At 40.6% G+C, this 21,258-nt stretch carries 24 protein-coding genes; 9 read left to right on the plus strand and 15 right to left on the minus strand.

Going from position 1 to position 21,258, the window contains the following annotated elements; genetic code table 11:
* Positions 1–15: 15 nt before the first annotated feature.
* The 3 genes from AC0NJP_RS05970 to mobB all read right to left on the minus strand — a co-directional run bounded on the left by AC0NJP_RS05970 (position 16) and on the right by mobB (position 1,694).
* Positions 16–597: a TetR/AcrR family transcriptional regulator gene (locus AC0NJP_RS05970; protein ID WP_474037822.1), complete on the minus strand. Its 582-nt coding sequence runs from the start codon at positions 595–597 to the stop codon at positions 16–18.
* A gap of 130 nt (positions 598–727) precedes the next feature.
* Positions 728–1,192 (minus strand): pyridoxamine 5'-phosphate oxidase family protein, encoded by a 465-nt coding sequence (locus AC0NJP_RS05975; protein WP_474037820.1) that lies wholly within the window; start codon positions 1,190–1,192, stop codon positions 728–730.
* A 13-nt stretch (positions 1,193–1,205) separates the two neighbouring features.
* Positions 1,206–1,694 (minus strand): molybdopterin-guanine dinucleotide biosynthesis protein B, encoded by a 489-nt coding sequence (gene mobB, locus AC0NJP_RS05980; protein WP_474699146.1) that lies wholly within the window; start codon positions 1,692–1,694, stop codon positions 1,206–1,208.
* 152 nt (positions 1,695–1,846) lie between these two features.
* Here mobB and AC0NJP_RS05985 point away from each other — a divergent pair, with 152 nt between their 5' ends.
* Both AC0NJP_RS05985 and AC0NJP_RS05990 read left to right on the plus strand, forming a co-directional pair.
* The gene (locus AC0NJP_RS05985; RefSeq protein ID WP_474699147.1) at positions 1,847–3,046 is read left to right on the plus strand and encodes a molybdopterin molybdotransferase MoeA; all 1,200 of its coding nucleotides are present in this window, start codon (positions 1,847–1,849) and stop codon (positions 3,044–3,046) included.
* Positions 3,047–3,068: 22 nt separating this feature from the next.
* Positions 3,069–4,082: a molybdopterin-binding protein gene (locus AC0NJP_RS05990; protein WP_474699148.1), complete on the plus strand. Its 1,014-nt coding sequence runs from the start codon at positions 3,069–3,071 to the stop codon at positions 4,080–4,082.
* A gap of 80 nt (positions 4,083–4,162) precedes the next feature.
* Here the strand turns inward: AC0NJP_RS05990 and AC0NJP_RS05995 are convergent, their stop codons facing one another.
* The 4 genes from AC0NJP_RS05995 to AC0NJP_RS06010 form a co-directional block, all read right to left on the minus strand.
* A complete protein-coding gene (locus AC0NJP_RS05995) occupies positions 4,163–5,083 on the minus strand; it encodes a DMT family transporter (RefSeq protein ID WP_474699149.1) in 921 nt (306 codons plus the stop codon).
* Positions 5,073–6,263: a pyridoxal phosphate-dependent aminotransferase gene (locus AC0NJP_RS06000; RefSeq protein WP_474037814.1), complete on the minus strand. Its 1,191-nt coding sequence runs from the start codon at positions 6,261–6,263 to the stop codon at positions 5,073–5,075. Before AC0NJP_RS06000 ends, AC0NJP_RS05995 begins: the two co-directional genes overlap by 11 nt.
* 65 nt (positions 6,264–6,328) lie before the next feature.
* Positions 6,329–6,895, minus strand: a complete 567-nt coding sequence (locus tag AC0NJP_RS06005; protein ID WP_474699150.1) for a helix-turn-helix domain-containing protein — start codon at positions 6,893–6,895, stop codon at positions 6,329–6,331.
* A gap of 144 nt (positions 6,896–7,039) precedes the next feature.
* Complete coding sequence (locus tag AC0NJP_RS06010; RefSeq protein WP_474037811.1) at positions 7,040–7,519, minus strand: YbaK/EbsC family protein; 480 nt, start codon at positions 7,517–7,519, stop codon at positions 7,040–7,042.
* Between the two features lie 164 nt (positions 7,520–7,683).
* On the opposite strand from AC0NJP_RS06010, the gene AC0NJP_RS06015 reads away from it, so the two are divergent.
* Positions 7,684–8,133, plus strand: coding sequence for a DMT family transporter (locus AC0NJP_RS06015; RefSeq protein ID WP_474037810.1), 450 nt, complete (start codon positions 7,684–7,686; stop codon positions 8,131–8,133).
* Between the two features lie 6 nt (positions 8,134–8,139).
* Here AC0NJP_RS06015 and AC0NJP_RS06020 read toward each other — a convergent pair whose 3' ends face one another.
* Positions 8,140–8,958, minus strand: coding sequence for an amidohydrolase family protein (locus AC0NJP_RS06020; RefSeq protein WP_474699151.1), 819 nt, complete (start codon positions 8,956–8,958; stop codon positions 8,140–8,142).
* A 173-nt stretch (positions 8,959–9,131) separates the two neighbouring features.
* Between AC0NJP_RS06020 and AC0NJP_RS06025 the strand changes: the two genes are divergently transcribed.
* Positions 9,132–9,791 (plus strand): acyloxyacyl hydrolase, encoded by a 660-nt coding sequence (locus AC0NJP_RS06025; protein ID WP_474699152.1) that lies wholly within the window; start codon positions 9,132–9,134, stop codon positions 9,789–9,791.
* A gap of 88 nt (positions 9,792–9,879) precedes the next feature.
* Here the strand turns inward: AC0NJP_RS06025 and AC0NJP_RS06030 are convergent, their stop codons facing one another.
* The gene (locus tag AC0NJP_RS06030; protein WP_474699153.1) at positions 9,880–10,563 is read right to left on the minus strand and encodes a 4Fe-4S binding protein; all 684 of its coding nucleotides are present in this window, start codon (positions 10,561–10,563) and stop codon (positions 9,880–9,882) included.
* A gap of 129 nt (positions 10,564–10,692) precedes the next feature.
* Here AC0NJP_RS06030 and AC0NJP_RS06035 point away from each other — a divergent pair, with 129 nt between their 5' ends.
* Positions 10,693–11,601, plus strand: coding sequence for a LysR family transcriptional regulator (locus AC0NJP_RS06035; protein WP_474699154.1), 909 nt, complete (start codon positions 10,693–10,695; stop codon positions 11,599–11,601).
* Between the two features lie 27 nt (positions 11,602–11,628).
* Here the strand turns inward: AC0NJP_RS06035 and AC0NJP_RS06040 are convergent, their stop codons facing one another.
* Positions 11,629–12,201 (minus strand): TetR/AcrR family transcriptional regulator, encoded by a 573-nt coding sequence (locus tag AC0NJP_RS06040; protein ID WP_474037802.1) that lies wholly within the window; start codon positions 12,199–12,201, stop codon positions 11,629–11,631.
* A gap of 183 nt (positions 12,202–12,384) precedes the next feature.
* Here AC0NJP_RS06040 and AC0NJP_RS06045 point away from each other — a divergent pair, with 183 nt between their 5' ends.
* Positions 12,385–13,572, plus strand: coding sequence for an MFS transporter (locus AC0NJP_RS06045; protein WP_474699155.1), 1,188 nt, complete (start codon positions 12,385–12,387; stop codon positions 13,570–13,572).
* A gap of 116 nt (positions 13,573–13,688) precedes the next feature.
* Here the strand turns inward: AC0NJP_RS06045 and AC0NJP_RS06050 are convergent, their stop codons facing one another.
* Both AC0NJP_RS06050 and AC0NJP_RS06055 read right to left on the minus strand, forming a co-directional pair.
* The gene (locus AC0NJP_RS06050) at positions 13,689–14,024 is read right to left on the minus strand and encodes a winged helix-turn-helix transcriptional regulator (RefSeq protein WP_474699156.1); all 336 of its coding nucleotides are present in this window, start codon (positions 14,022–14,024) and stop codon (positions 13,689–13,691) included.
* Between the two features lie 77 nt (positions 14,025–14,101).
* Entirely contained in the window at positions 14,102–14,992 is an 891-nt protein-coding gene (locus AC0NJP_RS06055; RefSeq protein WP_474699157.1) for a LysR family transcriptional regulator, read from the minus strand.
* A 109-nt stretch (positions 14,993–15,101) separates the two neighbouring features.
* Between AC0NJP_RS06055 and AC0NJP_RS06060 the strand changes: the two genes are divergently transcribed.
* From AC0NJP_RS06060 to AC0NJP_RS06070, 3 genes are all read left to right on the plus strand, one after another.
* Positions 15,102–16,022, plus strand: a complete 921-nt coding sequence (locus AC0NJP_RS06060) for a carbon-nitrogen hydrolase family protein (RefSeq protein ID WP_474699158.1) — start codon at positions 15,102–15,104, stop codon at positions 16,020–16,022.
* Between the two features lie 64 nt (positions 16,023–16,086).
* Complete coding sequence (locus AC0NJP_RS06065; RefSeq protein ID WP_474037795.1) at positions 16,087–16,671, plus strand: helix-turn-helix domain-containing protein; 585 nt, start codon at positions 16,087–16,089, stop codon at positions 16,669–16,671.
* Positions 16,672–16,871: 200 nt separating this feature from the next.
* On the plus strand, positions 16,872–17,708 hold the full coding sequence (locus AC0NJP_RS06070; protein WP_474699159.1) for a 4Fe-4S binding protein: 837 nt from the start codon (positions 16,872–16,874) through the stop codon (positions 17,706–17,708).
* 81 nt (positions 17,709–17,789) lie between these two features.
* Here the strand turns inward: AC0NJP_RS06070 and AC0NJP_RS06075 are convergent, their stop codons facing one another.
* The 3 genes from AC0NJP_RS06075 to AC0NJP_RS06085 all read right to left on the minus strand — a co-directional run bounded on the left by AC0NJP_RS06075 (position 17,790) and on the right by AC0NJP_RS06085 (position 21,053).
* Complete coding sequence (locus tag AC0NJP_RS06075) at positions 17,790–18,986, minus strand: MFS transporter (protein WP_474699160.1); 1,197 nt, start codon at positions 18,984–18,986, stop codon at positions 17,790–17,792.
* 20 nt (positions 18,987–19,006) lie between these two features.
* Positions 19,007–19,900: a LysR family transcriptional regulator gene (locus tag AC0NJP_RS06080; RefSeq protein ID WP_474699161.1), complete on the minus strand. Its 894-nt coding sequence runs from the start codon at positions 19,898–19,900 to the stop codon at positions 19,007–19,009.
* A gap of 286 nt (positions 19,901–20,186) precedes the next feature.
* Positions 20,187–21,053, minus strand: a complete 867-nt coding sequence (locus tag AC0NJP_RS06085) for an AraC family transcriptional regulator (protein ID WP_474699162.1) — start codon at positions 21,051–21,053, stop codon at positions 20,187–20,189.
* Between the last annotated feature and the right edge of the window lie 205 nt (positions 21,054–21,258).

The following is a 21,258-nucleotide window of genomic DNA, read 5'->3' on the forward strand; positions in this document are numbered from 1 at the left end:
AAAATAGGGTACTTCTTATTTTTTCACAATACTATGGACAATAAGATCAATTAATACCTCTGTATAATAAGCTTCTTCCCCTTTTCTACCGGAAAACTCCATTGTCCGCATATAACTAAAAGCTTCGAATAACCGAACACCTGCATAAGCAAAAAGTTCTTCATCAACCTCGCGAAATAACCCTCGCTGTTTGCCTTTGCACAGAATATCACTGATGAGAGAAATAACCTCTTCTCGCACCATCGTATTATATTTTTTACTAATAAAGGCGGAAAAAAGCTGATCATCAGCCTTTAACAGGCGAGTTAAAAAGTGATCTTCATTAAAAAACCGAATGGCCGTCCTGATAAGCTGCGTAATCTGTTCTAGCGGATCGTCAATGATAGCAATTTGTTCAAAAAGAACTTTTTGAAAAGCTTGATTTTCCCGGATCATTAAATTTGTAAATAAATCCTCTTTATCGCGAAACAGTTCGTATATAGTCCGCTTAGAAACTTTACAGTCGCGACTTAATTCATCCATCGTTGTTTTCCGATAGCCAAAACGGTCAAATCGCTCTTTAGCCTTATCAAGAATGAGATTTCTTATATCTTCCATGTCTCGCCCTCTTTCCCGATCATAATAAAATCACCACTTAAAAACTATATTAGTGTTTTAGTTTTCTATTGTCAAGAAAATACAGCAAAACTAGTTTGCCCTATTTTCTTGACAACGAAATTTCCCACGCCTATATTTTTGCTTTTCCAGTCATGGCTGTAATATCTAACCGAAAAAACTTTGTTTGCTCAATGGCTTTATCAATATAAGCCAATCCTTCTTGATAAAAATCACGACTATATTTCTCGATAAAATAAATCGCTGCTTGTTTTTTTTCTGCTAAATCTTCTACAAGCTGGACTTTACCAAAAACCATGACTGACTTATATTTCGTCGAAAAAGCTGCTGGCAACACTTCTGTGTCAGTTACAACCGTAAAGCATGTATCATCGCGCCAAGCAATATTGTCTAATTTTTGCCCAGTAGTAGCCGAATGAAAATAAATAGCCTGATCGCGATACACAAAACTTAGTGGAACGCCATAGGGCGTACCATCTTCATTAATCGTAGCAAGTATGCCATATTGCGCTGTATTTAAAACCTCCTGTGCCGCCTCTTGGGCCATAGCTCTATCTTTTCTTCTCAGTTCTCTCATAAAAACTGCCTCCCTATAAAAATTTCTGTACAATTAAATCAGCTACACCGCTAAAATCATGAAAAGCAAAAGCCGGCGCTGGAAAAGTTTCTTCCTTAAGATCCGTAATAATTGCAATTAACTCCTTCGGATCTGAAACAATCTGACTGCTGAGTTCACTTCTCACCACTTCAATCTTAGGCATCCTCGCTTGTTTAAATCCTTCGACTAAAATGAGATCGACATCGCGCATCACTGAGACAATTTCATCCAGTTCAGCTTTTTTATCAGTCTTTTGAATGACAGCATACTGACTGTTACCAACAATAGCTGTTACATTAGCGCCAGCCTGGCGAAATCGCCAGGAATCTTTGCCAGGCACATCGACTTCAAAGCCATGGCTGTCACTCTTTACGGCGCCCACACGGTAGCCGCGCTCTACCATTTCTGCAATTATTTTTTCCATAAAAGTTGTTTTCCCCATATTAGAAACAGCTGCCACAATACAAATAACGGGTATCATGGTAATATCACCCGCCTTTCACATTTCTTATATTCCTACTTTAATTTAGAACTCCTGCAAAGAAAGTCTATTAGAAATAATTCTAAATTACTGATATACTTTCACTAGAAAGATTTATCGTAATTTAATTTTTTTTGCAAAGTGGTGAATTTATGGAATTAGAAACAGCTCGCGATCTACTGACTCCCTTGCTGCCGAAAAATCCAACAGTGAGAATTCCTTTGGCTGACAGCTTCGGTCGACTTCTGGCAGAACCGATTATAGCTGCGCTTGATTTTCCGCCGTTTGATCGATCCCCGCTTGACGGCTATGCAGTAAGAAGCGCTGACATCCAGGGCGCCTCCGCCGCCGCTCCTAAAACGTTAATACAAACGGATAACATTCCTGCCGGTACCTTTTCCACCAAACCGGTTTGCCCAGGCGAAGCCGCTCGCATTATGACCGGAGCACCGCTACCGCCAGGCGCTGACGGAGTCGTAAGACTAGAAGATACAAACCTTGTCGACGATATTGTAACAATTTATACGGATCAGCAAGCAGCCAAAAACATTTGCCGCCGCGGCGAAGAGATCCACTCTGGTGAAACTTTATTAACGCCAGGAACTTACATCAATGAAGGCGTTCTCGGTCTATTAGCGTTAGTGGGACAAACACAGCCGCTCGTCTATACCAAACCAAGAATCGGCTTATTAGCTACAGGAAGCGAACTAGTGCCGCCTGAAGCTCCGTTAACGCCAGGGAAAATCCGTGATACCAATAGCTTTATGTTGGCTGGAAAAATATTAAAGTGCGGTGGCGAACCGCATTTACTCGGCCTCGTACCAGATCGCCTTGAAGCCATTATCGAAAGTCTTGAAACAGCGCCGCCTTTGCCAATCTATCTCACTACTGGCGGTGCTTCCGTGGGCGACTATGATTTAATGGAACAGCTTTTTCAGCATTTCAAAATTCCCATTCTCTTTAATCGACTCGATATCAAGCCAGGAATGCCAGTCATAGCCGGATTGTGGAAAAACTCCCTGCTCATTGCGCTATCAGGAAATCCGGCGGCAAGCAGCGTATCCTTTGAAGTTCTCCTCCGACCTTTAATCCAAAAACTGGCCGGTTTTTCTTGCTGGGAGCATCAGCGTTCTTTAGTCACCTTAAACAGTGAGTTCACAAAACCGTCCCCAACTCGACGCTTCGTCTGGGCACGCTGTTATAATCACAACGGTAGAATATATGCAGATCCTCTTTCTAGTCAAGGAAATGGTATGCTAAAAGCGGCGGCATCAGCCAATGCCTTATTAGATATTCCGCCAAATACCCCCGCGCTTACGCCAAGCATGCAGTTTGAAGCGCTTCTTCTATAAATTACGCAAGGAGATAATAGCAATGAAAACGATTCATGTTACGGAGGCCATAGGCTCTATTCTCGGTCAAGATCTCACCCGAGTCGTTCCGGGACAGTTTAAATGCGTAGCTTTTAAAAAGGGGCATAAGATTCAACCCGAAGATATTCCCATTTTACTGAGTATGGGAAAAGATCATGTGTATATCTTAGAACTTAAAACCGGGGACATCCACGAAAATGATGCCGCTCAAAAGCTTTTCCAACTTGTAGCTGGTTTGAATATTGCTGATGAATCGGCCTCGGAAGGAAAAGCAACCCTGCGTTCGACCTGTAAAGGCTTATTAAAAATCAATGTAGAAAAGCTACAACAAATTAATTCTCTGCCAGGAATTGCCGTGTCGACACTCCACACTGATACACTTGTTCAGGAAAATGAGCTTGTCGCCAGAACTAAAATTATTCCTTTAGCTATCCCTCAGACTACCCTTGCCGCCATTCAAAAGATTTGCGCAGATGGCCCCATCATTCAAGTCATGGCGCTTCCAGCGAAAAAAGTGGGCTTAGTTATCACTGGCAATGAAGTCTTTTACGGACGGATTCCCGATAAATTTGAAAAAGTCATGAAAGCAAAGCTTGCCAGTTTAGGTAGCCAAGTAGTAAAAACGATTTTCACGCCTGATAACCCTGATGAGATTAGCGCTGCTATTGAAACGCTGGCGCAAACTAACGATCTTGTCTTGGTAACAGGCGGCATGTCCGTAGATCCTGATGACGTAACACCTCTAGCGATTCGCCAAACAGGTGCGGACGTTACAGTCTATGGCACACCCGTTTCACCTGGCTACATGTTTCTCTTAGCTCGTTTGAAGGAAACGCCAATTTTAGGTATTCCAGCCTGCGGCATGTATCATAAGATTACGATCCTTGATGTACTACTACCTAGAATTCTTTTAAATGAAACAATCACGGCCGCCCTGATCGCGGCTATGGGCCATGGCGGACTTTGCTTAAATTGCGAGATCTGTCGTTACCCTCACTGTAATTTTTGCAAATAAAATTGAGCGAGAAATGGGGCAGTGTTGAATATTACTTTCAACACTGCCCCTAGTTTTATACTATGATAGCCGCTACTCTCCTATGAAAGCCATGTCGGTTTTTTGATAAGACCTGCACCAAAACTAACGCCTAGTAAGACAAGCAATAGCGCATACAAATGATTCAAGTATAGCTGTTCTCCTAAAAAAAACGCGGAAGCAAATACGCCCACAACAGGCGAAGCATTTTGAAAAAACGAAGCTCTTGAAGCACCCACTTTTTGAATACTCATATTCCATAATAAGGCCCCTAATGCCGTACTAAAAAAACTTGAAAACATCAGGACAGCGATCACGGAAAAACTTAAATCTTTGCCATAAGTCCACTGCGCCTGACTAAAAAGCCCCAAAATATCCAAGCCTACCGCCGCTAAAACATGACTATAAGCAGTCACATGCAGCGGCGAGACATAGGTGGTCGCCTGCTTTACAAAGAGAGACCCAATTACAAAAGTAATTGTTGCAATACAAGTTACACTGTCGCCCCATAAGCTTGCACCACCTTGGGCTTTACCAGCAACAATAAACAATAGCCCGCAAAATCCAATAAGAATTCCTACACCTTTTGTGCCAGTAAAAGCCTCTTTTAAGAATAAGGCCGACAGCAATGTCGTGAATAACGGACTTAAACCAAGGATAAGCACAGCATGAATTCCGCTTGTGGCACTAATTCCCCAAGTCAAGGCAATTTGATGCAAAAAGATGCAAAAAAGTGAAATTCCGCTAATTGGCAGCCAAGCCGCGGCAGGTATTTTTACCCAACCATATTGATAAATCACCGTAGGAAAAAGTAAAGCAGCTGCCAAAGTTAAGCGAATCGGCGCTAGTGCGAGCGGCGGAAAAAACTGAGTAAGATACTTAATAGCCACAGAATTGAGTCCCCATAAAACAACAACAATCCCCAGCAGAAAAAAAGCGCTTTTATCACTGCTTTCGGCCGTCTTTCCCCAATTACTTACCATATTCGTTTTGCACAAATTTCTCGAATGCAGCTAGAGAACGTTCCACTTTTTCCGTGTCAATACAGTAGGCCATTCTAAAATAGCCAGGGCAGCCAAAACTATCGCCAGGCACTAAGATCAAATCATACTTTAACGCTTTACGACAAAATATCTTGGCGTCTTCTTCCAAAGCCTTAGGGAAAATGTAGAAAGTGCCGCCTGGTTTCACACAGCTAAAGCCGAGCTCAACGAGTTTTTCGTAAAGCAAATTCATATTTTTCTCGTAAACAGCCATATCAGCAGTTAAATCAACTACCTCCGCTACAGCCAACTGAATAATCGACGAAGGACAATTATGACCAATCCCACGTGAAATCTGACCGCACATACTAACAATCAATGCTGCATCAACACAAGTGGGATTTACTGCTACATAGCCAATTCGTTCACCGGGTAAAGATAGTGATTTCGAGTAAGAATAGCACGATAAGGTATTATGATAAAACTTGGAAATATAAGGATTTTCCACACCATTAAACAAAATTTCCCGATAAGGTTCATCAGATATAATAAAAATTTCGTGACCATATTCCGCTTCTTTTTTAGTCAGTAAATCAGCCAGTCTTTCAATCGTAGCTTTAGAGTAAACTACACCGGAAGGATTATTGGGCGAATTGATCAGTACCGCCGCCACCTTCTCTGTCAGCATTTCTTCAAAAAGAGCAAAATTAATTTGAAAGTCTGCTGTATTCGGCGGAACCACCTTTAAAACTGCCCCAGTCAAATCAATATATGGATGATATTCCGGAAAAAACGGCGCAAAAGTCAACACTTCGTCACCTGGTTCCGTAACACAGCGTACCGCATGGGCTAAAGCGCCAGCCGCGCCGGAAGTCATAAAAATATGATTTGCCGTATAATTCATGGCAAAACGCCGATTTAACGACTCCGCTATTTTTTCTTTCACAGAAGCAATCCCCAGACTAGGACTATAACTATGGAGCTCTACAGGACTCTTTTCGGCAAGCATCGTCTGCATAACTTGTGTAAAGTCACCGGGAACAGGAACCGAAGGATTCCCTAGACTATAATCAAAAACATTTTCGTAGCCGATTTCCTTCCCGCGCGCTGCCGCAAATTCGGCTAACTCACGAATCACAGACTTGCCTTCCAGCATCTTCTTATACTGTTTTGCAATCATAACTTCTCCTCCTAAATAAACATCCAAAGTTTTTATATTTTTCTAGTCCCCTTGCTCACATAGAGTTAGGACATGTAATAAATTAAGTGATAAAAAGAAGCTTGCTGTTTAGAGAGATTTTGATAGCAATGAGGCTGATTAGCAAAATACCGAAGAACATCGCCTTTTTTTAAGCGATACTCCTGTGCAGCAACACCAATCGTAATTTCGCCTTCCAGTACCATTATATATTCTTCCACACCATCGTCATGGGCCTCTGAGTGATGATTACAGCCAGGTTCGAGCTCTAATAGGAACATTTCAAAACCGCGCATACTGTCAAAGGAAAATTGCGGATAAATTTTTAAAAGGCCCTTGCCCTCGGCTAAAGCTTGTATCGCTGAAAAACCAACAAATTGGCCGCTGCTGCAGTCAGTTTGTTGAATTGGTTCACTCACTAGCGAAGAAAAGGATACTTTTAATCCTGTCGCGATTTTCCACAAAGTATTTAAGGTTGGGCTGGATTCGCCTCTTTCAATCTGTCCGAGCATAGTTTTACTCACACCAGTTAATTCGGCCACTTTATCAAGGCTCAAGCGGCGTTTTCTTCGAGTGGCTTTTAGTCTTGCACCAATATCCGGCTGCTTTTCCATGTAATACGCCCCTTAGTTTTTGCAGAAAAGATCTGTTATATTGTATACTTTTTTATACACTTATGCAAATTTTTCTTGTTTTAACCCAAAATAAAAAGAGGCATTTTTACAAACTATGCCTCTTCCTACGCTTATAACTACTTTTTATAAAACAGAAATTACTTTGCCTTCGGTAATCTTCAGTAAATCATCTGGGGTAAGCTGAAAAAGAGCAAAAGGCGTCCCAGCTGCAGCCCAAATTTTTTCATACTGAAACAAGTCTTCATCAATAAAACAATTTAGTTTTTGGCTATGACCGATAGGAGGAATCCCGCCTATAGCATAACCAGTGTTAGCAAGAACATAGCTGGCATCTGGGCGAACAAGGGGTTCGCCAATCAATTCTTTAAATTTCTTTTCATTTACGCGGTTACTGCCACTAGCAATGATCAGCAGCGGCTCTTCACTTTTTTTCCCCTTAAAAATCAAGGATTTCGCAATTTGTCCTACTTGACAGCCAACAGCGTCAGCAGCCTCTTGCGCTGTACGGGTAGAATCTTGCATCTCTACAACTTGTAGATCTAGTCCATACTGATTTAGTGCTGCTTGTACACGACAAGCGCTTTCTTTTACCAAATGTTGCATAGCGTAATCCCTCCCGTTTTGTGCGTTATAACGTCTATAGAAATCATTATACCTTTGTGCGCAATAAAGCACAACAAGATAATAAGACTATTGCATCAGAATTGAAAATAATGTACCATTTCTTTACACTACATTCATTCGTTTCAACTAAGGAGATATAAGCTATGATCTATTACTTATTTGCTTTGCTGGCAGGATTCGCCGCAACGCTGCAAGCAGGAATTAACGGAAAACTCCAAGTCTTTCTTGGCAGTCCGCTGCTCACTTCTTTTGTCAGTTTTTTAGTCGGCTCTGTCGGCTTAGGCGCGGCCTATTTGGCAACCGTTTTCTATCAAGCTCAGCCAATTCCGTCTTTCGCGAGTCTCACTCAGACAAGCATTTGGATGTGGAGCGGCGGCTTATTAGGCGCTTTTTTTGTCTTTACAACGATCTTCTGTCTGCCTAAAATTGGTTTTGCCAACCTATTTAGCCTGATTGTCGCCGGACAACTCTTGCTGGCCATATTTTTTGATCATTATGGTCTGCTAGGCAACACGCTGCATCTGCTTAATCCCTATCGCCTTTTAGGGGTTGCTTTACTTGTCACTGGCGTCTACCTGATCCAAACACACTGAATCCATTCACTCGCCGATTTTTAGTTGATAAATTCGATTGGCATTGTCAAAAAATACTTTGTCGTGATGTTTCTCGGGAATAATCTGTGCTACGAACTCAATATAATCAGTTAAATTTGCTAAAGGCCAGTCTGTACCAAACATAAATTGATCATAATCATCCAGGTATTCGAGCCAAGTTTTAAAGAGTTCTATATACCCGTGCTTTTTCGCAAAAAACTTGGGCAAACTGGCTATTTTCCCTTCTAAAATTCCTGAAAGATCGGCCGCTACATTTTTATTTTTCTCCATAACCGCAATGGCATCAACAAGCCAAGGATTTCCCAAATGGCACATAACAAACTGCACCTCAGGATAACGGACTGCCGCCTCATCCAAAACCATGGGATGGCTATATTTTAATAAGGCATTACTTGTAGCAGTTAATCCCGTATGAACCGCCACCGGCTTTCTATAGGCCCTCGCCAATTCGTAAAAAGGATCGACGATTGTATCGTAAATATAAAAATGATTATAGCCAGGATAGAGCTTAATCCCGACACAATTTTCTCGTTGTAAGTGTTTTTCCACTAAATCCGCTTGCGCTTTCACTTCTTTCGGATTAAAACAATTGCTATCAAGGCCAATGCAGTAGCGAAGATAGCTGGGATAATGATGCTCCGTCAATTCTAAACTGCGGTTTCCCATGACAACACCGCAAACAATATTGTTTTTTATGTATTGTTCTTGTAAATGTTCATTTGTATTTTTATGACCAGCCGCTTCAGCAATCTGGTCGAAATAAGGTTCATCACAAAAATGAAGATGCGCATCAATAATTTTCATAAAAGGTAGTCCTTTCTTGTTCCACTATAATTACTATCTGTATCATACCACTTCAGCGAGTTTTTTGAAAAGACTCCTGATAAACAGGGAAAGCTTTACTCAATAGAGAATCAAAGATATACTGCTTTTCTTACTAGAAGGGTTCCATAAACTGGTTATACAAGGAGTGCTTCATGATGCGCAATTTTATCCCATTAGCTCTTACTGTTCCGCTACTTTTACTAGGACTGCCGGAAGCATCAGCTGCTGAGACTACAACTAGCACTGCTGCAGTGACTGCAGCAGCTACCACAACTGCAACAACACCTGCCGCAACTGCAGCAACGACCGCTGCTCCGACAAAAAATCAGCTTGAGCTAGATTTTGATTACCTCACACCGATTTCGAGTGATCGTAAAGTAAATACTTATTCCCTACATATCCTACAAAAAATTTCTGAAAGCGAGACACGCTCTGTTTATCGCGGTCTCACCGTTACTCGGGCTTATGGCAATGTTACACTAACAAATCTGAACCAGCATACGCCTCGTGATAGTTCCACTGTTGGCGTCGGCCCTGTTTATATGGTGCGTAACGAAAAATATCGCTCAGGCAAATTCTCAGCAGCTATTGATATGAGCGGCGGACTTATTCTTTATGATAAAGCCTTTCCAGCTGGCGGAAGATCCTTTAATTTTATGTGGCGAATTGGCCCGGAACTTATTTATAAGTTTGATAAAGATTCTTCCATTCATCTCGGTTATATGCTTATGCATGTTTCCGATGGTTTTAAAGCACGCAATCCTTCCTATAACGCCACAGGCGTTACTTTAGGGTTTTCTAGTAAGTTCTAAGAAATTTATTATATTATCATAAAAGGGCGCCATACAAAATCATTTTTGTACTGGCGCCCTTTTAGTTTCCTCTGACTTTTAATCCCACTTATCTTCCTAGATGTTTGGGACACCTAGTCCGACATATGTTGCAGGAGTAAATAAAGCCGCCGCCTTCGGAAGATTTGCCGCAAACGGCGCGGCATTTGCTTTGATCAATAGTAACACCATCTAACGCTTGACTTGGACAGGAATCTAAACAAATGCAACAATTGGGCAAACACCCTTCCACTTTAGATAACTGATTAGGCTCTACCGCGACTTTGAGTAAAATAGCGCCCAGTAAAAGACGATTCCCAAACTGTTCATTTAAAAGAAGTGTATTTTTTCCGATCTTCCCTAATCCAGCTTGTACTGCCGCATGCTTTAACGAAAGTATTCCCTGTCCGCGACGCCGACTTTCATCCCAATATTCATAAGGATCCGATGCTGGCACAGGAACAGAACTAATTCCGTGCTTCTCCCATTCCATCGCAGCAGTAAGGGCAATCGAATTAAGTTTATCAAATAATTTTAAGTGAGCGAAAGTATACAGAGCTTGCGAGGAAGAATAGAAAATACTTTTTGGTATAGCTACAGCAAAAACAACGACACTTTGGCAACCAGGAAAAATATCATCAGGATGAAATCCATACGGTGCCTTTGTAAAACGTTCAACAGCAGCGATTTGGCACAAATCGGCGCCTAGCTTCTCCATATGTTCTTTTATTGTCACAGCAGTAATATTTCCCATTTTAAACCTCCCTAAATTGATTATCTCAGACTGGATTTATCCTTGAAGTTATATTACCATAGAGCTATCGATAGATAAAATGGATAGATTTGATCTATTAATTCAATAAAATTGATAGGTGGTTAATTTATGGAACTACGACAACTGAAAACTTTCACAATTGTAGTGAAAAAACTAAGCTTTACCCAAGCAGCTCAGCACTTGGGATACGCGCAATCAACCATTACTAACCAAATTCAAGAGTTGGAAAAAGAATTTGGCACATTACTCTTTGAGCGATTAGGCAAACAAATCAAGCTTACAAAATCAGGCGAAGATCTTTATGTTTATGCAGAAAAAATATTAAAATTATCAGAAGAGGCCAAAGCTGTCCTGGCTAATTCACTTTCACCTTGCGGTTCTCTCAGTATTGGTACTGCCGAATCACTCTGCACGCATCGTTTACCAGAAGTGTTTAAAATATTTCGCGCTCGCTATCCCCATGTTGAGATTAACATTACTCTGGATATCTGTTCAGATTACCGTTCCCACTTGAAAAAAAACACTGTCGATATTATGGTCTCCCTTGATGTCCCCACCAAAGAAACTGATTTTATAAGTCATACGCTTTTTGAAGAACCAATGGCAATTATAACAGCCCCTGACCATCTTCTGGCATACAAAAAAACGGTTACAGTACAGGATATGAACAATCAGTCCTTTATTCTGACAGAACCAGGGTGCAGTTATCGCCGGATTTTTGAAAGCATTCTCACCCAAGCTGGCGTCACTCCAGCCTCGGTCATTGCCTTCAGCAGCAATGACGTAATAAAAAAATTCGTCATGGATGGCTGGGGCATTGGCTTTTTACCGCGAATCGCTGTAGAGCAAGAATATAAAGAAGGCCGACTCGCGATTCTTCCCTGGATCGGTCCACCCTTTCAAATTAAGACACAAATTATTTATCATAAAGATAAATGGCTGTCGCCTGCCTTACGAGCCTTTATTGACGTAACTACAGAAACATTTAGACATGCAAACAAAAAATCCAAAGCCTAAGAAAAAGGCCTTGGATTTTTTTATTCATTATTGAATTCCATTAAAAACATGATACACCACAGCTTTAATAAATACTTCATTAACAGGTTCTCCCGTTATCAGCAACCGATAAAATAGCGGACCATAAATTAAGTCAATACATAATTCAAGATCCAAATCTTTTTTCAGTTCGCCTCGCTGAACGCCTCGTTCCAGAATTCGCTTTGATTCTAGGCGACGCGGCTGAAAATACCTTAACCGATATTCCTCAGCTATCTTTGCATCAAATTGCCCTTCGGCAATTAGCTCATTAATCGCTTGTCCTTCGCGACTCGCCAAAAAGCGAGCTAAATTCCCTGCTTGAATAATAGTGTCTTCTACTACTGATCCTGTATCTGGTACGGGGAGTCTAGACATAGCAGCTGATAAAAAGCCAGCCATTACAACAGCTGCTTTATTAGGCCACCATTTATAAATCGTAGCTTTACTCACTTTAGCCCGTTCCGCGATTTTTTCTACAGTGACGGAGCTAAAGCCCTTTTCCAAGAGCAATTCATAGGAAGCCGCAAGAATCGCTTTTTCCGTAGCAGCGTCGCGAGGGCGTCCTCGTTTCTTTTCCAAACAAACACCTCCATTCTACTTCAAGTATTGAAAACCATACGTACATTATACTAAATATTTTTCCATAATAAAACGAAAAACATATTTACAATACTAAACGTATAGTATATAATTTACTTAACAAAAAAAACTAAACGTTTAGTATTGTAAATTGGCAAAAAAATATAAAGGCAGGGATTCTCTATGAAGCAAGATCAAAAAAACTCCCAACAAATTTCTACTTGGATTACAGTGCTCCTGGCAGTCGCCTGTGGCGTAATTGTTGCCAATCTCTATTATGCCCAGCCCTTAATCGGCCCTATCAGCACCGCCACTGGCCTTCCCCTCTCTTTAGCCGGATTCATCGTCACTTTAACACAAATCGGCTATGTCATTGGTCTATTATTTATCGTACCGCTTTCTGATCTTATCGAAAATCGCCGACTCGTTTTTATCTTGTTAATTGCTTTAATCGCCGCTCTAATCGGCGCCGCCCAAATAACCAATGCGTTCTTCTTCCTCGTTACTGCTTTACTACTTGGGCTTGGCTCTGTAGCAACGCAAATTCTTGTTCCTTACGCCGCCCATCTCGCACCTGAGGAAAAGCGCGGGCAGGCCGTCGGCAATGTCATGAGCGGACTGCTGCTGGGGATCATGCTCTCCCGTCCCTTAGCCAGCCTAGTGACCGGTTTATGGAGTTGGCAGATTATTTTTCTGATCTCGGCTATCTTAACAGCACTGCTTGCACTTCTCTTAGCCTTTTTTCTACCCAAAAGAACTCCTGTACCAACCCTGAGCTATCGTCGTTTGTTACTTTCGCTTATATCACTCTTTACTACCAAGCCGCTCTTACGACGCCGCGCCTTTTATCAAGCTTGCTTATTTGGTTCCTTCAGTCTTTTCTGGACAGTCATTCCCTTATGGCTCACGCATCATTTTCATTTATCACAGCAAGAAATTGCGCTATTTGCTCTTGCTGGCGTGGCTGGTGCTGTTGCGGCTCCCATTGCCGGTAGATTAGCTGATAGAGGCTGGACGAAGCCCTTAACAGGATTGGCCATTATCATTGCGATACTTGCTTTCCTATTAACAAATATCACCAACGAACCTTCCCCTTTCGCCTTAACAATACTAGTGATCGCCGCAATCGCCTTAGATATGGCCGTATCAGGCAATCTCGTTCTTGGCCAACGAGTTATTTATTCTCTAGGCAGTGAAATCCGCGGGCGAGTAAATGGAGTATTTATGGCTGTCTTCTTTTTAGGAGGAGCCGCCGGTTCGTCACTGGGAAGCTGGTCTTACGCTTATGGCGGTTGGTTCGCCGCGTCACTCCTCGGACTAAGTCTGCCTATCATAGCCCTACTCTATTTTTTCACAGAAAAAGCCAAGTAAATTTTTAAAAACATTACTAGTGCTTAATTACAAAAAAAATTTTTGTACTATCACTGGAAAAATTCAAAAAATAAATAAGAGCAAAAAGCTTATTAGCTCTTTTTGCTCTCATTTATCTATAAAGTAAGTCCAAAACGTTTCAGTTCAATAAAAATTTTTTCCAAACAGCGGCCTTTCTCAGTGAGGGAATATTCCACGCGCGGCGGTACTTCCGGATAGACTTTCCTATTCACGATCCCTTTTTCCTCTAATTCTCGCAACCGCAATGAAAGGGTCTTGGGACTGATCGCTTTCATGGATTTTTGCAAATCACTAAAGCGCATGGTTCCTTCAATCAGTAGGTCTCTGATAATAAGAAAGGTCCACTTCGTTCCAATAACATCAAGCGTTTTAGCGATGGGACAAGGCTGTCCCGGTTCGCCTTTAGTCAATTGAATTTCTATTGTATTCATTACAGTGGCTCCCTTAAATTATTTGCTTATTATTATACCACAAAACTTTCTTAAAAATAGTTATATCCTAAAAGATATCAATGAAATAAATACTGCTCTGTTATATTAATAAACGCCTGCTTGGCCGGACTTACCCATTTATTTTTATTATAAATAAGTTGCGTAAATAGCTTAATAGAACAATCCGCGATTGGCAAAATGGCTATTTCTTGTTGCACAGGATAATAAGAAAGACAAATCTCTGGTAGAAGCGTAATGCCTACCCCTTTTGCTACTAGATCAAAAATTAAATTCGTACTACCAATTTCTAGTCGCGCCGCAACTGCTAAATTACGCTCTCGCAGTATTTCTTCAAAGACCTCGCGATAATTACAATATTGCTCCGTCAAAATAAACTTTTCGCAAACTATATCTTGTAAAGAAACAGAATGTGTTTTGTAAACCAATGGATGCGCCTTAGAAGCAAGAAATACAATCCTTTCTTCTCTTTCTATAGCCCGGCAAAAATTATGTTCATTAATTTTTTTATCTAAAGTTACTATTACATCAACTTGATTTTGTTGCAACAATTTTACCAGTTCTAATGTAGTCGCTATCTTGATTATCAAGGCAACTTTAGGATAACGTAATAAAAAAGTCTCAATAATTTCTTGATATACAGTACTGCAAAGCGATTCAACAATGCCTACTTGTAAGACGCCAGTCGGCTCTTGCTGCACAATGAGAGCTTCCTGCGCTTCCATGGCTAGCTTAATAATTTTTTGCGCAAAAGGCAAAAAAGCCTCGCCTTGTTGCGATATATAAACTTTTTTACCAAACCGATCAAATAACTGAACCCCCAGTTCGTCCTCTAGTTGCTGAATTTGTATCGTAACTGTCGATTGAGAATATCCTAACTGCTGCGCCGCCTGCGAAAAGTTCATTAACTCGGCAACTTTAAGAAAAGTCTTTAGATAATTGTGATTCATAGCTCTCCTTATCAATATAATTCATAAGTCAAATTAAATAGATTCATTTTTATCATATTAGGAAGTTATGATAAAGTAAAGTCAAAGAAATACTAAGGAGGTTTTATTTGTGAAGAATACAGAAAAGAATGTAAAAATAGCCGTAGTACAAGCTGCTCCTAGTTTGTTTGATAAACAGAAAACTATTGACAAGGCCATCGAGCTAATAAAAGAAGCCAGCCAGGCCAATGCTAAGTTCATTATATTTCCCGAATCATTTATTCCGGCCTATCCGCGGGGATTTTCTTATGGTTACGTAGTGGGAACACGAACTATGCAAGGTCGTGAAGACTGGAAACGCTATTATGATAATTCAGTCATGGTACCAAGTATCGACACCGAATCTATCGGAAAAGCCGCCGCTGAAGCCAATGCCTATGTGTGCATGGGCGTAACCGAACGAGATGAATTAAACTGTACTTTATATTGCACATACTTATTCTTCGGCCCTGACGGCAGTTTTTTAGGTAAGCATCGCAAGCTAAAACCGACAGGCACAGAACGCCTGATTTGGGGTGAAGGCCATGACCATACATTAACAACAATCGATACCCCTTATGGGATAGTAGGTTCGCTCATCTGTTGGGAAAATTATATGCCCTTAGCTCGCGCCGCTATGTATCAAAAAGGAGTATCCATCTATTTAGCGCCAACAGCTGACAGCCGCGAAGAATGGCAATGCACCATGCGGCATATTGCGTTAGAAGGGCGCTGCTTTGTAATTGGCTGTAATCAATATGTAACAAAAGATATGTATCCCACCGATTTTAACTATCAGCATGAACTGGAAAATTATCCAGGAACCTTCTGTCCCGGCGGTAGTTGCATTGTCGACCCCTTTGGAAAATACGTTGTCGCTCCTGTCTGGGACAGGGAAGAAATCTTGTATGCCGATTTAAATTTAGACTTAGTTCCTTTAAGCCGCATGGATTTTGATCCAACCGGTCACTATTCTAGACCTGACGTATTAGAATTGATTATTCACGAATAACTCTACGGTTCGTTTATTGTCTCCTTATGAAAGATCCGCTAAACTAGCTTTGTGAGGTGATACGATGAATTGCGAAAAAATTGGTAAATTGATCTATACTCTGCGCAAAGAAAAAAACATGACTCAAAAAGAACTTGCCGATACCATGAATATCAGCGATAAAGCGATTAGCAAATGGGAAAGAGGTCTCGGCTGCCCTGACATTTCCTTGCTGCCTGAGCTATCGAAAATTTTCAATGTAAATATTGAAGAACTTTTATCAGGAAGTATCGCGCTTAACGAATTGAATGGAGGAAACATGAAAAAACTTGCATTTTACGTCTGCCCAAACTGTAATAACCTAGTCACAGCCTCAGGCAACGCCACCGTATCTTGCTGCGGCAAAAAACTAGAAGCGCAAACACCGATAAAGGCGCTGGAAGATCATCGACTCGTTGTCGATACGGTGGAAGATGAATTATATATTACTTCCCCTCATGAAATGAGCAAAGTCCATTATCTTTCCTTTATCGCCTACGTAACTGGCGACAGAGTCTTGCTAGTAAAACAATACCCTGAATGGAATATGCAAGTTCGCTTTGCCAAGCTCGGACACGGCAAACTCTATTTTTACTGCGTGGAACATGGGCTGTACTATCAAGTCATCTAAGGCTCTTCCCAAAGTATTGGATATAGCAAAACAAAAGGACTGTCGCACTAAGCGGGACTCACCATATCTGGTATGAAACCGTCTTAGTACGGCAGCCTTTTTATAATAAATTAGAAATTTACAGATTCCATTTGATACAGTATAGTAAATATACGGTCGATTAACACTTCTCTATCTAAAAATTAAGGCTAGGTGGTAATATGAATAAAACAGACATCTGCGAATTAGCCGCCCACTTTACCGAGACTTCCAAAGACAATTATATTGCTAAAGAAATTGCGCTTTCCCCCAAAGTAATTGGTTTAAAGATGTACGAAAATCCAATCTTTGCTTTTGGTTCTGCCACGGATCCCTATTTTAACGAATTGAAAAAAGCAACTGGAATCGGCGAACATTTTCTTCTCCCACAGCAATGGCTGACAGAAGGAAAAACAGTTATTTCTTTTTTTCTTCCCTATACTGAACAAGTAAAAAAAGAAAATAACAAAGATCCGCTTTGGCCGCCAGAAGAATGGCTTCATGCCCGCATTGAAGGACAGCTATTCATCAATAAGCTATCTCTACATATTAAATCCTCTTTAGAAGCTGCAGGCTATCACAGTATAATCCCTTCGCTCGATGAACGCTTTTGGGCAAAAAGATACTTAAACCCAGCCACGTCTCACCCTGAAGCCGCGTTTACTAGTAATTGGTCAGAACGTCATATCGCTTTCATCTGTGGACTCGGTACCTTTGGTCTTTCCAAAGGGCTCATTACAAGCAAAGGAATCGCCGGAAGATTCAGTAGTTTGATTACGGATCTGGAAATACCGCCTGATTCAAGAAATTATCAATCTATCGATGAATATTGCACCCATTGCGGTGCATGCGTTCGAAAATGTCCAGCTAAAGCAATCTCATTAGAAGCGGGAAAAAACCATGTACTTTGTGCTGCTTTTTTAGACAAAATAACCGAAAAATACGCTCCCCGTTACGGCTGCGGCAAGTGTCAGACAGGCGTACCTTGCGAAAGTAAAATTCCTTATAAAAAAGCATAATGAATCAATCTGACAAAGAAAACTAGCTGACTATACTTTTTTGAGTATAACCAGCTAGTCTTTTTTATTTTACAGTGCATTCTAGTACTGCGCAGTTTTATTATGTTTATTGATCGGTATGGTCAAAGGAATTGTAAATAACGCTACAAGCGCTACAACAAATACAGAGATGTTAATGCCAGCTACATCGCTGAAAATTCCATACAGCCAGGGGGACACTGCGCCAGAAGCAATCGTGGCTGTATAAAATAACGCAAATGCTTGTTTTTGATTTTCCGCTTTCACTAAATCAGGGACGCTGCCATAAAGCACAGAAGACGTGCCGTTTAAAGCAATTCCTAATAACAAAGAAATTACCATCACAATATGTAAAGAACAGTTCAGTACGCTTATGATAAAAAATGTAGTTAAGATTTCTGTAATAATTACAGATCGTAGTACTCCCACTTTCGTAGCCAAGGTTCCCACAAAAAATTTTCCCATGGCCCCACCGGCAAATACTAGCGAAAAAGCGATGCCGATAGTCGCTACGCTTGCCCCTTTTCCCTGCATTAAAAAAGGAAAAAAAGTCAAAAATCCCATTCGGGTGCTGCTGTCAATAATACCAATCAGTAACAAGGACCAAAAAGCTTTACTCGCTTTCCAACCATTGAAGCCACCCGCTTGTTTGTCAGATTGTAAATGCCCATTATGAGAGATTAGATTTCTGCTATTTATAAATAGCAGCGCTGCAATCGCTAGTCCCACAATCCCCATAATCTGGCTTGCCGCTTGCCAGCTATATTGACTAACAATGAACGAAACACCACTTGGTAAAACAAGTTTTCCCATATCACCAGCTACATTAAATGTACTTAACGCAACTCTTCGCTGATTGCTATCATTATATTCACTAGAGATGATTGATGATGACAAGGGATGCTGTACGCTCGAACCAAGCCCGCCAGCAACTAGCAGCAAACATAAAAATAAAAAGGCCGGTGCTAAACCATAAAAAAACACAGAAATACTTGTAACAATAGTTCCGATCAAGAGAGTTCGGGCTTCACCGAGTCGCGAGGCAAGAAAAGTTGACGGTATTTGAAATCCAGCTAGAAACCCAGAAAAAAGCGTTTTTAAAAAACCAACTTCGGCAAAAGTCAATGAAAATTGGGCCTGCCAAATGGGAAAAAAGATATATAACATATCGCTGAAGCCATCGTGAATAAAATGGGCCAAACTGCCTGTCATTAAAGCTTGATTATATTTCCCCTTAATATTCGCTAAAAGTTGTATCATAAAGAATTACCACCTGTCACTTAGGTTGCTTGCAAATACTCTAGAAAAGCTGTTCCTTGGTCGGCCTGAGCGGCAATCCTTGTTAATAATAATTGCGTTTCCGCGGTAAAAAGCTTTTCCTTATGAAATATTATAGAAAAGGTAATTGCAAAATTGGGAACTTGCTGTAATTCGCTTAAGGCCCCGTCTCGAATGGAATCTGCCACTAGTATCTCTGGCAAAATCCCCGCTCCCAATCCTTTTAATACAGCTTCTTTTACCGCTTCTGAATCACTGTACTCCAAAATAGGCCGGATACTGCGTTCCTGAAATGCGCCATCATATATTTTTCGATAAAGACTGCTTTGCCTTAAAGCAATAATCGGATATTGCCAAATATCATTGCCGTACTTTTGTAACAGTGATGTATGAGCAACCCCCTTTAATTTTTGTAAGCCAAGATTAAATTGTAAAATCTTATGATGCGAGACTGTATCATGGACCATGGCAAAATCAAAACTATTATCTAATATTCCTTTTATCGTTTCTGGTAAATTGATACAATGTTCAATGCTTACGGCAACATTCGGGTTATTTTCATGCAATTCTTGCAAAACGGGCGAAAGCATATGCGCTGCTACAGCTGTACCCAGACCAATGCGAATCGTTCGATGGCAAGATATTTCATCTAGAGCAGTTTGCGCTTCCCTGTGAGTCAAGAGCAATTTTTCTGCATAGCCGACTAAGCACTTTCCCGCTTCAGTAATATATAATTTTTTCCCAACTCTTTCAAAAAGCAAAACACCAAAATGTTCTTCCAGTGTCTTAATCTGAGCCGTTACGGTAGGCTGGCTAAAATTCATCGTTTCTGCCGCCTGAGTAATATTTTCTATTTTAGCAACGCAAAGAAAAGTTTTTAATAACCGCAAATCCATATTCTAGCACATCCTACAATTTGATCTATTTCAATTGTAGGATATATTGATCTATCTGACAATTCATTTGACCTCCTACTATGCTCCCGTGACTCCTTTCAGTTTACCTTGTTTGCTTGATAAAATGAAATTGAATATAGTAATTGTCTTAATAAAAAATTTCAATGGATGAGGAAAAAACGTTCAAAAATAAATGACAAGAGCCTGCTGTAAAGTAACTGCAGGCTCTTGTCATTCTTATCTTACATTCTACTGTATTGATTTTATTTTTTAGCGCTTACTCGTTCTAAAAATTAGCATATATAGAATTTTTCAAACGCTTTATATCGCTCATCGGAGGTAACCCAAACATTCGAGCATATTCACGGCTAAATTGAGTCGGGCTCTCATATCCTACTTTATACGCGGCATCTGCTGCCTCTAATGTTTGGGAAAGTAATAGCCGCCTTGCCTCTTGCAAGCGAATTTGTTTTTGATATTGCAAAGGAGTCATTGCAGTAACTCTCTTAAAGTACTGGTATAGCGACGACGGGCTCATATTAGTTACTTCAGCCAATTCCTCAATATGCAAAGTTCTAGCGAAATCATTACGAATCAATGTAATGACTTGTGCTATAGCATGGCTCCCGCTCACAGTAAATTGCCTAATGACTGCACCTGACTCTGCTTGCAAAATACGATAAAGAATTTCTTTAATACATAAAGGAGCCAGAGTCGGAATATCATCAGGAGTTTTCAAAAGAGCGAGAAGTCGGTGCAAAGCGTCAAGTAGAAGCCCTGACGATTTAGTTACAATTAATCCTTTTTTTAAATCTGATGTTTTATTCAAAACTTGCTTAGAGGACTTGATAATATCATAGATTTGATCAAAACTAAATCCAAGGCGTATGCCTAAATAAGGAGATTTAGGCGAAGCCTTGATAATTTGACCAATGATCGGCAAATGAACAGAAGCAACTAAATATGAAGTTGTGTCATATGTATATCTCTCTGTTCCGAGAAGAACCGTTTTCGCACCTTGCACTATGACGCACAAAGAGGGTGTGTAAATTGTATGTAAAGGCACCGAAATATTAGAAGCGCGAATTAAATCTAGCGATGGTATCGCCGTTGCCTGAAAACCATCTTTATCGGTCAACTGTTGAACTTGCAAGGCTAACTGCTTTTGTTGGCTCTCTAGATTCGAGTCAAATCCGTTAAAAATACAAACCACCTCTACTATTGTTATGGGGCCAATTATAAATTGGTTTGTAGGATTAGGCAAGGAAATTATAGGAATAGGCTACCTATTCAATGCTCGCTTATTCTACAATAAACTCAATCATCAACTCTCTATTACAAATTTTTTATATTAAGAA

Source organism: Pelorhabdus sp. sgz311002 (genome assembly GCF_056134285.1).

Bases quoted from the DNA above. Each gene is read 5' to 3' on its own strand.
- AC0NJP_RS05995 (WP_474699149.1), bottom strand. From the start codon at position 5,083: ATGGTAAGTAATTGGGGAAAGACGGCCGAAAGCAGTGATAAAAGCGCT.
- AC0NJP_RS06020 (WP_474699151.1), bottom strand. From the start codon at position 8,958: ATGAAAATTATTGATGCGCATCTTCATTTTTGTGATGAACCTTATTTC.
- AC0NJP_RS05970 (WP_474037822.1), bottom strand. From the start codon at position 597: ATGGAAGATATAAGAAATCTCATTCTTGATAAGGCTAAAGAGCGATTT.
- AC0NJP_RS06015 (WP_474037810.1), top strand. From the start codon at position 7,684: ATGATCTATTACTTATTTGCTTTGCTGGCAGGATTCGCCGCAACGCTG.
- AC0NJP_RS06035 (WP_474699154.1), top strand. From the start codon at position 10,693: ATGGAACTACGACAACTGAAAACTTTCACAATTGTAGTGAAAAAACTA.
- AC0NJP_RS06080 (WP_474699161.1), bottom strand. From the start codon at position 19,900: ATGGATTTGCGGTTATTAAAAACTTTTCTTTGCGTTGCTAAAATAGAA.
- AC0NJP_RS06030 (WP_474699153.1), bottom strand. From the start codon at position 10,563: ATGGGAAATATTACTGCTGTGACAATAAAAGAACATATGGAGAAGCTA.
- AC0NJP_RS05990 (WP_474699148.1), top strand. From the start codon at position 3,069: ATGAAAACGATTCATGTTACGGAGGCCATAGGCTCTATTCTCGGTCAA.
- AC0NJP_RS06010 (WP_474037811.1), bottom strand. From the start codon at position 7,519: ATGCAACATTTGGTAAAAGAAAGCGCTTGTCGTGTACAAGCAGCACTA.
- AC0NJP_RS06055 (WP_474699157.1), bottom strand. From the start codon at position 14,992: ATGAATCACAATTATCTAAAGACTTTTCTTAAAGTTGCCGAGTTAATG.
- AC0NJP_RS06005 (WP_474699150.1), bottom strand. From the start codon at position 6,895: ATGGAAAAGCAGCCGGATATTGGTGCAAGACTAAAAGCCACTCGAAGA.
- AC0NJP_RS06000 (WP_474037814.1), bottom strand. From the start codon at position 6,263: ATGATTGCAAAACAGTATAAGAAGATGCTGGAAGGCAAGTCTGTGATT.
- mobB (WP_474699146.1), bottom strand. From the start codon at position 1,694: ATGATACCCGTTATTTGTATTGTGGCAGCTGTTTCTAATATGGGGAAA.
- AC0NJP_RS06070 (WP_474699159.1), top strand. From the start codon at position 16,872: ATGAATAAAACAGACATCTGCGAATTAGCCGCCCACTTTACCGAGACT.
- AC0NJP_RS06050 (WP_474699156.1), bottom strand. From the start codon at position 14,024: ATGAATACAATAGAAATTCAATTGACTAAAGGCGAACCGGGACAGCCT.
- AC0NJP_RS05985 (WP_474699147.1), top strand. From the start codon at position 1,847: ATGGAATTAGAAACAGCTCGCGATCTACTGACTCCCTTGCTGCCGAAA.
- AC0NJP_RS06065 (WP_474037795.1), top strand. From the start codon at position 16,087: ATGAATTGCGAAAAAATTGGTAAATTGATCTATACTCTGCGCAAAGAA.
- AC0NJP_RS06045 (WP_474699155.1), top strand. From the start codon at position 12,385: ATGAAGCAAGATCAAAAAAACTCCCAACAAATTTCTACTTGGATTACA.
- AC0NJP_RS06075 (WP_474699160.1), bottom strand. From the start codon at position 18,986: ATGATACAACTTTTAGCGAATATTAAGGGGAAATATAATCAAGCTTTA.
- AC0NJP_RS06025 (WP_474699152.1), top strand. From the start codon at position 9,132: ATGATGCGCAATTTTATCCCATTAGCTCTTACTGTTCCGCTACTTTTA.
- AC0NJP_RS05975 (WP_474037820.1), bottom strand. From the start codon at position 1,192: ATGAGAGAACTGAGAAGAAAAGATAGAGCTATGGCCCAAGAGGCGGCA.